Below are 14,000 nucleotides of genomic sequence, written 5' to 3' on the forward strand. Positions count from 1 at the left end.
AGTATTTTTAATGTTAATTTATAAAATAATTAATGTAGAGTTTATTTTCATAATTAATACCTTTGCCTCCTCACTTAATAAACTGTTACACATGGATTTTAAAAATTTTAAAATACCTTTTAGCGTAAATCCGCAGTATTCCAAGAAAGTTGCTTATTTTTCTATGGAATTTGCGATTGAGCAGGTGCTGAAAATATATTCGGGAGGATTAGGATTTCTGGCGGGTTCCCACATGAGAAGTGCTTACAATCTGAAACAGGATCTTATCGGAATCGGAATTCTCTGGAAATTCGGGTATTACGATCAGGCAAGAAATCATGACCAGACGTTACAGCCGACATGGACGAAGAAAATTTACAGCTTTCTGGAAGACACCGGCATAAAATTTCAGATAGAAATCCACAGCGCTCCGGTTTGGGTAAAAGTATGGTACCTTGATCCTGAGATTTTCCACACGGCTCCAATGTTTTTCCTGTCAACGGATGTTCCTGAAAATGACCACATTTCTAAAACCATCTGTCATAAATTATATGATGCCAATGAATCTACGAAACTGGCACAATATATTCTTTTAGGAAAAGGAGGCGCAAAATTGCTGGATGAAATGAACATTGAAAGAGATGTTTATCATTTAAATGAAGCCCACGGACTTCCTGCAGCTTTCCATCTGCTGAAAAAATACGGCGGAAACCTGAATAAAGTGAAAGAAAAGCTGGTTTTCACAACGCACACTCCTGAAGAAGCTGGAAATGAAAAGCACAATATGAGACTATGTTATGATATGTCTTATTTTTCAGGCTTCAGTATGGAAGAGGTAAAAAATATCGAAGGTTCTGATGACGACCGTTTCAACCATTCTCTTTGCGCGCTGAAAATGGCAAGAATAGCAAACGGAGTTTCTCAGCTTCACGGAGTGGTTTCCAGAGCAATGTGGAGCAAATATCCGGGAATCTGTGAGATTACTTCAATTACCAATGCGCAGGAATTCAAATATTGGGCAGACAAACCGCTTTACAATGCAAAAGACGAAAACGACGAAACGGTTTTCGATTACCGTAAAAAGCATTTAAAGAAAAGATTATTTAAAATCGTAGCCGACCAGACCGGAAATTTATTCAATCCAAATGTTTTTACCATTGTCTGGGCGAGAAGATTTGCAGGATATAAACGTGCCGATCTGCTTTTACATGACAAAGACCGATTCTACAAATTGCTAAATCATCCGAAATATCCGGTTCAGATCATTTGGGCGGGAAAACCTTATCCAATGGATTATTCTGCAATTTCTACATTCAATTCTTTGGTGGAGGAAAGCAAAAATCATAAAAATATGGCAGTTCTTACAGGCTATGAACTGTCTTTGAGTAAATCTTTAAAGCAGGGTTCTGATCTTTGGCTGAATAATCCGAGAGTTCCGAGAGAAGCTTCCGGAACCTCCGGAATGACGGCTTCCATGAATGGTTCTGTAAATCTTTCCACAGATGACGGATGGATCCCTGAATTTGCTAAACATGGAGAAAATTCTTTTGTGGTTCCGAAAGCAGATTATGCCAACATGAGCATCTACGAACAGGATAATTATGATCTTAACAAGTTATATGAAATTCTGGAAAACGAAATTCTTCCTACGTATTATGACAAGCCGGATCAGTGGAGAAAAATCCAGTACAATTCTATGAATGACGTGAAAGATCAGTTTAACAGCGACAGAATGGCGGATGAATATTACAGAATTATGTATAATGATTAAAGTTAATTGTTAATTGTTAATTGTTAATAAGCTTTTAAACCATTAAGGTCGATTTAAGAAGTTAAGCATTATTTAAGTTTTGGTGATGCTACATTAAAATCAGAAATGATTCATCTTAATCTGGCTTAACTTCTTAAATCGACCTTAATGGTTCAATAAATGAAACAACAAGGCTTGGAAAATTTTTCCAAGCCTTGTTTATTTAGGTTAATCTTTTTTCTTTTTAGGGACTTTTAAGCCCTCCTGTTTCGCTTCAGAAATACCAATGGCAACTGCCTGTTTTCTGTTGGTCACTTTTTCTCCGGAAGAAGATTTCAGCTTTCCTTCCTTGAATTCGTGCATTACTTTTCCTATTTTATCCTGAGCTTTTTCTGAATATTTTGTCCTGCTCATATTATTTATTTTTAAGATTTAGGTAAAGACACAGCAATTTCATACACTTGGGCGTGCTTCAGATATTTAGAACGCTCTCTGGAAGTTACCGATTCAAAATGATCATTTTTTATCACTACAATCGGGTCTTCAATATTTTCGATTTCAAAATTGGCGATGTATCTTTCATCGGGTGGAGACTGTTGCTGTTTCGCTTTAATCTTCTGTAATTCATCGGCATATTTTCTGAATCCGGGATCTGAAGAATGGATAAATTTATATTCATCTCCCGCGTCTACGAAATAATGCAATTTTTTTTCTATCAGTCCGGCTTCGTTACAGATTTCAGGATTATCATTTCCGTCTTTGAAGCCCACTTCAACCAATTCTCCTCCTTTTTTATCGGCACATTCCTGTGCGTCTTTATAGCTTGAAAATCCTGTATATATTATTCTATCGTCCAGTTCGTATCGGTTCAGTTTTTGGTTAAAAGCATTCGTTTCCATAATTATATTTTAATTTGATTGTATCTTAATATATCCAATTTTACTGCCAAAATCAGAGATTTAAAAAGCTTTTTTTACCATTTTAAAAATTATTATATTTGAAATCTTTTAAAATTAGAAATGAAAAAATTCTTACTAACGCTTACAGTTGCTGTGGCATTTCAAAGTTTATCCGCTCAGGAAATTACTTTAGATAAAATATATTCAGGATATTACCGCGGAAAAGGCATTGCCGGAATTACCTCCATGAAAAACGGTGAAAATTATCTGGTTATCGAACAGGGAGGAATTGCAAAATATTCTTACAAAACTTCTCAAAAAGAAGGAAACCTTGTGGACGGACAGTTCCAGAGCTATGAATTTTCTGATGATGAATCTAAAATTTTGTTACTGAAAGACAGTGAACCGATTTACAGACATTCGTTTTTAGGAAAATATGAAGTAAAAGATCTTAAATCCGGAAAAACAGTAAGTCTTAATGACGGAAAATTTGTTCAGGAGCCAAGATTTTCACCGGATGCTACAAAAGTGGCTTTTATTGCAGATAACAATCTTTTTTATCAGGATCTGAATTCAGGAAAAATCACACAGATTACGCAGCACGGTGTTAAAAATAAAATTTTAAACGGACTTGCAGACTGGGTTTATGAAGAAGAATTCGGACATGCAAGACTGTACGAATGGACAAAGAACTCGGATGCGATTCTTTTCGTAAAATTAGACGAAACGGAAGTTCCGGAAATCTATATTCCGATTTACGGCAAAACGCTTTATCCAAGCGAAATGCGTTACAAATATCCAAAAGCAGGAGAAAAAAACTCTGTTGCTTCAGCACATATTTATCAGTTGAGTGACGGTAAAAAGACAACCGTTAATTTAGACAGTTTCAAGCATTATTATATTCCGAATGTAATTCAGACAGCAAAACCGGACGAAATTGTTTTAATTACTTCAGACAGAATTCAGAATGCTTCTGATGTTTTAAAAGTCAATACAAAAACCGGAGCTGTACAGAAATTATTCACCGAAACCGATGAAAAATGGATCGATACAGACAGCCCGACTTTAGAATTTTTAGAGGACAATTCTTTCCTTTGGGGTTCCGAAAGAGACGGAAACCGCCATTTGTACTGGTATGATAAAGATGGTAAACTGAAAAAGCAGGTTACGAAAGGGAACTGGGAAGTAACAGATTATTACGGATTTAATCCAAAATCAAAGGAGATCTACATTCAGACCACAGAAAAAGGAAGCATCAATAAAGTAGTTTCCAAAGTAAATATCGAAAACGGAAAATCCCAGTTGATTTCCAATGCGGAAGGAAATAATTCTGCCAATTTCAGCAAAAACTATAATTATTTCATCGAAACTTCTTCTACGGCTGCAAAACCTTATACTTATGTTTTAAAGGACGGAAACGGTAAAACGGTAAAAGAACTTCAGAATAATGAAGCTCAGCTACAGAAATTAAAAGCTGATAATTTCGTAGAAAAAGAATTTATTACAATTCCGAATGAAGCGGGAGATCAGATGAATGCATGGATCATCAAGCCTAAAAACTTTGATAAAAACAAAAAATATCCATTGTTTATGTTCCAATACTCTGGTCCCGGTTCTCAGCAGGTTGCCAATTCATGGGACAACGGAAACGGAATCTGGTTTGAAATGCTTGCTCAGAAAGGATATATCGTAGCTTGTGTCGACGGACGCGGAACAGGTTATAAAGGCGCTAAATTCAAGAAAGTGACATACATGAATTTAGGGAAATATGAAATTGAAGATCAGATCGCGGCAGCAAAATGGTTCGGAAATCAATCATACATTGATAAATCCAGAATCGGAATGTTCGGATGGAGCTTCGGAGGGTATATGACGAGTCTGGCAATGACAAAAGGCGCCGATGTTTTCAAAATGGGAATCGCAGTGGCACCGGTAACGAACTGGAGATATTATGATTCTGTTTACACAGAAAGATTCATGAGAACACCGCAGGAAAATCCGGACGGATACGATAAAAACTCCCCGACTGAATATGCGAATTTATTGAAAGGGAAATTCTTATTAATTCACGGAACTGCCGATGATAACGTACACTTCCAGAATTCTATGGAATTTTCGGAAGCTTTGATCCAGAACAAAAAACAGTTTGATTTTATGGCTTATCCGGATAAAAACCACGGAATTTATGGCGGACAGACAAGACCACAACTGTATCAGAAAATGACTGATTTTATTTTGGAGAATTTATAATTCGAAAATTTAAGCATAAAAAAAGCCGGATCTCTTTTTAAGATTCGGCTTTTTTATTTTTTGTCATTCCATTCTTCAGGATTTCTGGAAGTGTGAAAGACAGAATATACTTCAATTAGATTTTTCTCTTCGCTGTAAGAATAATGAATTCCAAAGGGAAATTTTTTGAGAAAAACGATTCGAGTGTCGCCATATTTAAGTTCAAAGGACAATGGATTTTCCTTTATTAAATCGATTTTATTCCGAAAATCAATAAGAAATCTGTTCCATAATTTTTTATCAATTTTCCTGTACCAATCGTTAATTTCTTTTAAATCCTGCTTTACAAAATGACCGTAAATTAATTTAGTCGCCACTTTCGAGATTATTTAAATAATCATCCATTTCAGACTCAGAAACAAAACTTTGAGGGTTTTCACGTAAATATTCTACCCTTCTTCCTGTTTCTTCTTTTTGCCATTCAGGAATATGATGAGACTTGCTTTTGAAATGTTTTGTCTTCAAAAAATTAATAAAATCATTCACCTCTTCATAAAAATTTTCAGGAAGTGTTCTGATATTGTCTTCTAAATCTTTTAACGTAATTTCCATTTTCTTCATCTTTATTTCCATCAAAGTTAATAAAATTCGATTATTATTTTTAAAATTCTATATTTGTGAAATTTGAAATTTGTAAACTATGAAGACTAAACATCCTAAAGGATTGCCTTTCCTCTTCTTTACGGAAATGTGGGAGCGTTTCGGGTACTATCTTATCCTCGGAATTTTTGTATTATATGTAATTGAGCCTACCGGAGCAAAAGGCGGTCTCGGACTTCCCGATAAAACTGCGGACGATATTTTCGGAACTTATATTGCTTTGACGTATTTAACTCCTTTTATCGGAGGATTTCTTGCGGACAGAGTTTTAGGATACATCAAATCCATTTATATCGGAGGCGTTCTGATGGCTGCAGGATATATCGGAATGGGTATTTTTAAAGATCTCACATTATTTTACTCTTCTTTAGCGCTCATTATCATCGGAAACGGTTTCTTTAAACCTACTATTTCAACTTTGCTTGGAAATTTATATTCCGAAGAACCTTATAAAGCCAATAAAGATTCCGGATACAATATTTTTTACATGGGAATCAACATCGGCGCATTTATCTGCAACATTATTGCGGCTTTTATGCGAAACAAATTCGGTTGGGGTGAAGCCTTCATCACTGCCGGAGTCGGAATGCTGGTCGGATTGATTATTTTTACCATCGGCAGAAAACACTACATTCATGCCGCTCAGATGAAGCCTGTTCAGGAAGGAGACACCAAACTTTCTGAAATATTAATGAAAGTATTCTTACCGGCAATTATTGCAGGAGCAATCGGCTGGGTTATTCCCGGAAATATTTTCGGAAGCGACAATACAGATGCCTTTATTTTTGCCTGTGTTCCTGTTATTTACTTCTATGCTTCCCTTTATTTTAAGGCAAAACCGGACGAAAAATCGTCGATCGGAGCCTTATTATCGGTTTTCCTCATCAGTATGTTCTTTTGGGCAGTTTTCAAACAAAACGGAACCGCTTTAACGAGATGGGCAAATTATTACACCGACAGAAGTGTACCTGCTTCCATGGAAAAACCTTTGGAAAGCATTTACATGGTAGACGGAAAAAGTTATGAAGACAAAGAAGTTCCTGTTTACGACGATCAGTTCCAGTCCCAGAAAGATAAAGACGGAAACACAATAAAAGTTCAGGGAAAAGATGTTTATTTTAAAAATATTTCTTCCGAACAACGAGCAGAACTGGAAAAAAATCCTCAGGCTAAAACCTATCTTTACAATACAGAATTGTTTCAGTCCATCAATCCGTTTTGGGTAATCGCTTTAACGCCGGTTATAGTAGGTTTCTGGGCATTATTGAGACGAAAAGGAAAAGAGCCTTTGACGCCTACAAAAATTGTTTTGGGACTTTTCATTTCAGGATTATCCTGTTTAGTGATGGTTTTAGCAGTCTGGGCTGGAGATAACGGTGCTGTAAAAGTTTCGCCGTGGTGGCTGGTTGCAAGTTATGGAGTCATTACCGTAGGAGAATTATGTCTTTCACCAATGGGATTATCCTTCGTTTCCAAACTTTCTCCTGCAAGAATTACAGCGTTGATGATGGGCGGATTTTTCCTTGCTAACTCCGTAGGAAACAAACTTTCCGGAATTTTAGCCAGTACATGGTACAATTATGACAATAAAATGAATTACTTTTTAGTGAATTTTGCTTTGTTGATATTTGCAACCCTTTTAGGCTTATCCATGCTGAAAAGATTAAACAAAATCATGAAAGAAAAAGGGCATTAATCCCTGTTCACAATACAGAAAAGCAAGCTGCGGAATTATTCTGCGGCTTTTTTATTTAAATATAAAATTAAAACCTTGCTGAAAACACAAAAAAAACTATATTTGTCAGTCTTAACAAAAATTAACAATAAAAATGGATAATACTGAAGCATTGAGTCCGAAACCGGATGAATTTGTAGAGAACAAGAATTCCAGACATCCGAAAGGATTGTGGGTTCTTTTCGGAACAGAAATGTGGGAGCGTTTCAACTTTTATGGAATGAGAGCTTTATTAACGCTCTTCATGGTAAATTCCTTATTGATAAAAGAAGCTGATGCAGCAATCATCTATGGTGGATTTTTAGCTTTATGTTATCTTACTCCGCTTTTGGGAGGTTTCATCGCCGACAAATATATCGGTAACAGAAACGCAATTCTTATCGGAGGAACATTAATGGCAATTGGCCAGTTTTTGCTTTTCATTAGTGCTTCTACCTTTTCAGGAAGCTTAGACAGTGCCAAAATGTTTATGTGGCTTGCTCTTTTCATCATCATTTTCGGTAACGGATTTTTCAAACCGAATATTTCTTCGATGGTAGGAAGCCTTTATCCGAAACAGGAAAAATCAAAACTAGACTCTGCTTTCACGATTTTCTACATGGGAATCAACATTGGTGCATTCTTGGGACAGTTTATCTGTCCGTACGTAGGAGACGTAAAAGATGCGACAACCGGTGTAAGAGATATTTTCGCATTCAAATGGGGATTCTTAGCCGCTTCTATTGCAATGGTTATCGGTACCATTACGTTCTTTATTCTTAAAAATAAATATGTAGTTACACCGGAAGGAAGACCTATCGGTGGATTACCTAAAAATAATACAAGCGCAGATTTTGAAGAAGGAGAAACGCAGACTGCTAAATTCTCAGGATCCGCTTTAGGAATTACTGGAGGATTGTTTGTTGTTCTTTTCTTTGCTTTCAGATATCTTCTGGTAGGAGAATTCGGATTTAAAGCCGTAGAAATGGGACAGCTTATTAAAGGAATTATTTATCCTTTCATTTATGCAGCAGGGATTTCTCTAGCATTCCTGATCATGAGTTCTGCCGAAAATAAAGTGGAAAGACAGAGAATCTGGGTAATCTATATCGTGTCATTCTTCATTATTTTCTTCTGGGCTGCTTTCGAACAGGCCGGATCTTCATTAACATTTATCGCTGATAATCAAACCGACAGAAACATTTTAGGATGGAATATGCCTCCCTCAATGGTACAGATTTTCAATGGTATTTTCGTTGTTGCTTTGGCTGTTCCTTTCAGTTTGATCTGGGACAAATTAAGAGCTAAAGGAAAAGAACCGGTTTCCCCGATGAAACAGGCAATGGGATTGGCTTTAATCGCATTAAGTTACTTCATCATCGCACATAACGTAAAAGATTTAGGAAACTCAGGATTATTGGCAATCAAATGGTTAATGTTACTGTATTTCATCCAGACTTGTGGTGAACTTTGTTTATCTCCTATCGGATTATCATTGGTAGGTAAGCTGGCTCCAAAAAGATTTGCATCCTTATTATACGGAGTATTCTTTATTTCCAATGCTGCAGGTTATGCTTTAGCAGGTTCTTTGGGAGCATTGATTCCTGCAACGGGAGATAAATTCTCTAAGGCGCAGGAAATGGGAATTAACCTTCAGGATGTTTTAGATAAAAAAGTGACTTTAAATGCAGATCAGGTTGCTGCTTTCGAAAAAGCACAGTTGCCGTTGGCAAATCCGACTTTTGTAGGATTTGAGATCCACAACTTATTTGAATTCTTCATGGTATTCGTTGTTCTTTGTGGTATTGCTGCTGTAATATTGGCGTTAATTTCACCAATCTTAAAGAAAATGATGCACGGTGTAAACTAATCCGCATCAAATAAAATAAATTAAAAACCTCCGCTAAGTCGGAGGTTTTTTATATTTTAGTATGTTCATCCGTTGAGACGTCACTGTGATGGATTACAGAAACTGAAAATATAATTAAAATTTAATCATATAAACAATTATGAGTTTAACTTTAGACGAAATACAAAATTTTAAAGGGAAATATCCAAAACAGATCTGGAGCCTTTTCTTCTCCGAAATGTGGGAACGCTTCTGCTTCTACGGAATGAGAGGAATGCTTGTCTTTTTCATGATCTCGCAGCTTAATTTTCATGAAAGTGAAGCCAATCTTCAATATGGTGCAACGCAGGCTTTCGTCTATGCTTTTACCTTTATCGGAGGGTTGTTTGCAGATAAAATTTTAGGTTTCAGAAAATCTTTATTTTGGGGTGGACTTTTAATGATTGTCGGAAGTTTAATTCTTGCAACAGATCCTCATAAGTTTTTCTTTCTGGGAATCGCGTTTACTGTAGTGGGAACAGGTTTCTTTAAACCCAACATTTCATCAATGGTCGGTCAGCTTTATAAACCGAATGATTCAAGAGCAGATGCCGGATTTTCGCTTTTCTATGCAGGAATCAACCTTGGTGCATTACTGGGAGGATATTTTTGTATTGCCATCGGAAAGGGAGAGATATTATCAGGTGTCATTCCTGAAATGTTAAGATGGAATATTGCATTCGGATTAGCTGCTGTGGTAATGGTTATCAGTTTAATTAATTTTGTTTTTACCCAGAGAAGCTTAGGAACGATCGGACTTCAGCCGGGACATTCTGAAAATGAGGTAAAGTCCTCACCTATCCCAAAATGGCAGGAATATGGAGTATATGTATTGTCATTAATCTTTGTTCCGATCATCATGGTGATGGTTGCCAAAACAGAATATACGGATTATTTTATGTGGACAATAGGACCGCTTACTCTGATCTATTTATTTTATGAAATGACCAAAGTAACCCCTGCTGAACGTAATAAACTTTGGGCAGCACTAGTGTTCATCCTGTTTTCCATTTTATTTTGGGGAATTTATGAACAAAGCGGCGGTTCGTTAAGCATTTTCGCGGCAAAGAATTTAAATAAAGATCTATTAGGATTAGATCCGAATGGCGTTAATAATTCCGGAGGTGCATTCTTTATTATCTTTTTAGCTCCTTTAATCGGATTACTTTGGATCTGGCTGGGTAAAAGAAAAATTGAACCAAACACCATTATTAAATTTGGTCTCGGATTCATTTTCTTAGGTTTAGGATACTATATTTTGTTCGCAACGAGACTTTTTGCCAATCTTCAAGGGATTACTTCTCTTAATTTCTTTACCATCGCTTTACTCGTTATCACGCTGGGAGAACTATGCCTCTCTCCTATTGGATTATCCATTATGACGAAACTTTCCACGAAAAACCTTCAGGGAATGATGATGGGAATGTGGTTTCTGGCTTCGGCTTACGGACAGTACGTGGCAGGAATTATCGGGGCAGGTTTGGCGACTGCAAAAGAAGGTTCTACCAACTATGATGCTTTGATCACTTATACCGATGGATATAAACAATTGGGATTATACGCGGTAATTGCCGGAGTGGTATTAATTTTGATTTCCCCGCTTGTGAAAAAATTAATGCAGGATGTAAAATAAAAATAAGTAAATGCTTACATTTACTTCAAAAATACCAAATCATGAAGAAAATTATAAGTTTAATAGCACTCTTTCTGGTCACTTTCAGTTTTGCGCAGGTAAAATGGATGACGATTGAAGAAGCACTGAAAGCACAGAAAGAAAATCCTAAAAAAATTCTCATCGATTTTTACGCAGACTGGTGCGCTCCGTGTAAGATCATGGATAAAAAAACATACGGACATCTGGTAATTTCTGATATGCTGAATGAAAGTTATTATCCGGTAAAATTCAATGCGGAAGATAAAAAGGAGATCGAAATTTTTGGAAGAAAGTTTTCTAATCCGAATACGGAACATAAGAAAGGAAGAAATTCCTTACACGAATTTACTCAGTATATGAATGTTGCAGCCGTTCCGAGTACGGTTTTTCTGGATGAAAGCGGTAATCCGATCACCATTTTGCAGGGAGAATTATCTGCAAAGGAATTAGAACCTTATCTGGAATTTATTTCTAAAGATCTTTTCAAGAAAATCCGTTCGCGGGAGCAGTGGGAAGATTATCAGAAAAAATTTAAATCTAAAATAAAAGAATAAAAATACAGGCTTTCAGCAATGAGAGCCTTTTTTAATTTCTAATTTTTCCCGAAATTCGTGGCTCCTAAAAATGAATTTAGAAACCTCCATAGAATACGTAAAAGGAATCGGTCCGGAAAAAGCCAAACTCATCAAAAGCGTTCTGGGAATTTCCACCGTGGAAGATCTGCTGAACTTCTACCCGCTCCGTTATCTGGATAAAAGTAAAGTTCATAAAATTTCGCAGCTTGGAGACGTTTCCACAGACGTGCAACTGAAAGGGAAAATTACCAACGTTCAGGAAATACAGACCGGAAAAACCAAAAGGCTTTCGGCGAAATTCAATGATGATACAGGATCGATGGATCTGGTTTGGTTTCAGTATTCAAAATGGCTGAAAGAACAGCTTCCTGTGAATAAAGAAGTTTTTATTTTCGGGAAAATCAATGTTTTCAACAACCAGTTTTCGATGCCGCATCCCGAAATAGAAATTGAAGAAAAGAAAGATTCCGAAAACCGTTTAAGACCTATTTATCCAAGTTCGGAAAAGCTGACCAAAAGAGGACTGAATCAGCGGTTTTTTCAGGTTGTGTTACGAAATGTATGCAAAGAAATCCCGAATCTTATCCATGAGAATTTTCCGGATTATCTGATGAAGGCATTTAAGTTTTTATCAAGGCAGCACACCTATCTCAATATTCATTTTCCGAAGGATATGGAGCATTTTGAGAAAGCCGATTACCGCTTAAAATTTGAAGAATCATTTTTCTTTCAGTTAGGATTCGGGCTGAAAAAACTTCATCACAAAAGCCATACTGCAGGAAATCCGTTCCCTGTTGTCGGAGATTATTTTAATGATTTTTATGAAAATCATCTTCCGTTTGATTTAACGGGAGCTCAGAAAAGAGTACTCAAAGAAATCCGGATGGATATGAAACGTCCGATCCAGATGAACCGGCTTTTGCAGGGAGATGTAGGTTCCGGAAAAACCATGGTTGCTCTTTTAACGATGCTTATAGCAAAAGACAACGGTTTCCAGAGCTGCATCATGGCTCCTACGGAAATTCTTGCCCAGCAACATTATAACGGAATTAAAGAACTTTTAGAAAAGACGGAAGTTAAAATAAGACTTTTAACAGGCTCTACAAAAAAGTCCGAACGGAATAAAATTCATGAAGAATTGGAAAACGGCGAACTTTCTATTCTTGTGGGAACTCATGCGGTTTTGGAAGATAAAGTAAAATTTAAGAATCTCGGGTTGGCAATTATCGACGAGCAGCATCGGTTTGGTGTAGCACAAAGAGCAAAACTTTGGGCAAAAAATAAAATTCCGCCTCATATTCTGGTTATGACAGCAACGCCAATTCCTAGAACTCTTGCAATGAGTTTTTATTCGGATCTTGATGTCTCGGTTATCGATGAGCTTCCTGTTGGAAGAAAACCCATCATCACGGCTCACAGAAGGGAAAAAGACCGCGCTTATGTTTATAATTTCTGCCGCGAGGAAATCCAGAAAGGACGGCAGGTTTACTTCGTTTATCCTTTAATTGAAGAATCTGAAACGTTAGACTACAAAAATCTGATGGAAGGTCTGGAAAATGTGATGGATAATTTCACACACTATAACGTAGCCATGCTCCACGGAAAGATGAAACCGGATGAAAAAGATGCTGCCATGAATTATTTTGCCTCCGGAAAAGCAGAAATTATGGTCGCAACAACAGTAATTGAAGTGGGTGTAAATGTCCCGAATGCCTCGGTTATGGTCATTGAAAGTTCTGAGAGATTCGGGCTTTCCCAGCTTCATCAGCTTCGCGGACGTGTCGGTCGTGGTGCGGAACAGAGCTATTGTATTCTGATGACTTCGGATAAATTGTCTAAAGACAGCAGAACGCGTATTAAAACGATGGTGGAAACCAATGACGGCTTCAAAATTTCTGAGGTAGATATGCAGCTTCGCGGTCCGGGAGATATTTTGGGGACTCAGCAAAGTGGTGTTGTGGATTTTAAAAGACTGGATCTTGTGAATGATGCCGCCATTATCAAAGCAACAAAAAAAACGGTAGAAAAAATACTTGAAGCAGATCCGCTATTATCCAGACCGGAAAACCAGATTATTAAAAATGATTATCTGAGAAATTACAAAGGAAAAAATAAATGGAGTAAAATCTCCTGAAAACAAAAAACCGCGAAAAGATCTTGTCTTCACGCGGTTCCCCCTTATAAAACTGTTATTTGAAGAAAAATTACTTTACTTCTTTAAAATTCACATAAGCCTTTCGCTTAATATTTTGTGATGTGGTGTGATGAATATAGTAATTGTAATGATGTTTAAGCTTAAAAAATGATGTAAAAAAAACAAAATGAATTAAGTTTCCAATTGCTTATTTATAAAAACTAACTAGGTTTCTGACAAAGGATTTGAAAAAATGAAACGATATATTCTCCTTTGGCAGTACTAAGTTTTCATGATTGTACCGTTTTGTTTAAAGATCTTCTGCGCTTTTAATTGGAAATTATTATAATTCATTTTGTTTAACTAACATTGTGATTTATATAATTTTTTCAAAAACTGAAACAATTTTCATTCTTCATTTATCGTTTTTTGATATGATAAATCTGTGTTCCAATTTCGGTAATTTCTCAAGAGATAATCAATGTATTTTCTACTTAATTATCACCTTTGTGTGAGTA

The 14,000-nt window shown here is 36.5% G+C and carries 11 protein-coding genes; 7 read left to right on the forward strand and 4 right to left on the reverse strand.

The features are described 5' to 3' along the window. The first annotated feature begins 91 nt into the window (after positions 1-91). The gene (gene glgP, locus H6W52_RS13980) at positions 92-1,750 is read left to right on the forward strand and encodes an alpha-glucan family phosphorylase (protein ID WP_116098763.1); all 1,659 of its coding nucleotides are present in this window, start codon (positions 92-94) and stop codon (positions 1,748-1,750) included. Between the two features lie 207 nt (positions 1,751-1,957). On the opposite strand, the gene H6W52_RS13985 is transcribed toward glgP, so the two are convergent. Together H6W52_RS13985 and H6W52_RS13990 are read right to left on the reverse strand one after the other, a co-directional pair. Continuing rightward, positions 1,958-2,143, reverse strand: coding sequence for a DUF6496 domain-containing protein (locus H6W52_RS13985; protein WP_116098764.1), 186 nt, complete (start codon positions 2,141-2,143; stop codon positions 1,958-1,960). Positions 2,144-2,154: 11 nt separating this feature from the next. Further along, complete coding sequence (locus H6W52_RS13990; RefSeq protein WP_116098765.1) at positions 2,155-2,628, reverse strand: hypothetical protein; 474 nt, start codon at positions 2,626-2,628, stop codon at positions 2,155-2,157. Between the two features lie 120 nt (positions 2,629-2,748). Here H6W52_RS13990 and H6W52_RS13995 point away from each other — a divergent pair, with 120 nt between their 5' ends. Then, a complete protein-coding gene (locus tag H6W52_RS13995) occupies positions 2,749-4,878 on the forward strand; it encodes a S9 family peptidase (protein WP_116098766.1) in 2,130 nt (709 codons plus the stop codon). A gap of 53 nt (positions 4,879-4,931) precedes the next feature. On the opposite strand, the gene H6W52_RS14000 is transcribed toward H6W52_RS13995, so the two are convergent. Together H6W52_RS14000 and H6W52_RS14005 are read right to left on the reverse strand one after the other, a co-directional pair. Beyond that, positions 4,932-5,234, reverse strand: a complete 303-nt coding sequence (locus H6W52_RS14000) for a type II toxin-antitoxin system RelE/ParE family toxin (RefSeq protein ID WP_157967256.1) — start codon at positions 5,232-5,234, stop codon at positions 4,932-4,934. Beyond that, entirely contained in the window at positions 5,224-5,469 is a 246-nt protein-coding gene (locus tag H6W52_RS14005; RefSeq protein ID WP_157967257.1) for a DUF2281 domain-containing protein, read from the reverse strand. The genes H6W52_RS14000 and H6W52_RS14005 overlap by 11 nt, the downstream gene beginning before the upstream one ends. An 88-nt stretch (positions 5,470-5,557) precedes the next feature. On the opposite strand from H6W52_RS14005, the gene H6W52_RS14010 reads away from it, so the two are divergent. The 5 genes from H6W52_RS14010 (at position 5,558) to recG (ending at position 13,482) form a co-directional block, all read left to right on the forward strand. Then, the gene (locus H6W52_RS14010; RefSeq protein WP_116098769.1) at positions 5,558-7,213 is read left to right on the forward strand and encodes a peptide MFS transporter; all 1,656 of its coding nucleotides are present in this window, start codon (positions 5,558-5,560) and stop codon (positions 7,211-7,213) included. 133 nt (positions 7,214-7,346) lie between these two features. Next, positions 7,347-9,101 (forward strand): peptide MFS transporter, encoded by a 1,755-nt coding sequence (locus tag H6W52_RS14015; protein ID WP_087712039.1) that lies wholly within the window; start codon positions 7,347-7,349, stop codon positions 9,099-9,101. A 139-nt stretch (positions 9,102-9,240) separates the two neighbouring features. Beyond that, complete coding sequence (locus H6W52_RS14020) at positions 9,241-10,752, forward strand: peptide MFS transporter (protein ID WP_116098770.1); 1,512 nt, start codon at positions 9,241-9,243, stop codon at positions 10,750-10,752. A 41-nt stretch (positions 10,753-10,793) separates the two neighbouring features. Further along, positions 10,794-11,327 (forward strand): thioredoxin family protein, encoded by a 534-nt coding sequence (locus H6W52_RS14025; RefSeq protein ID WP_116098771.1) that lies wholly within the window; start codon positions 10,794-10,796, stop codon positions 11,325-11,327. A 70-nt stretch (positions 11,328-11,397) separates the two neighbouring features. Further along, positions 11,398-13,482, forward strand: coding sequence for an ATP-dependent DNA helicase RecG (gene recG, locus H6W52_RS14030; RefSeq protein ID WP_116098772.1), 2,085 nt, complete (start codon positions 11,398-11,400; stop codon positions 13,480-13,482). Positions 13,483-14,000 lie beyond the last annotated feature (518 nt).

The sequence above is a fragment of the Chryseobacterium sp. C2(2020) genome (assembly GCF_014218915.1).
Lineage (GTDB): Bacteria > Bacteroidota > Bacteroidia > Flavobacteriales > Weeksellaceae > Chryseobacterium > Chryseobacterium mucoviscidosis.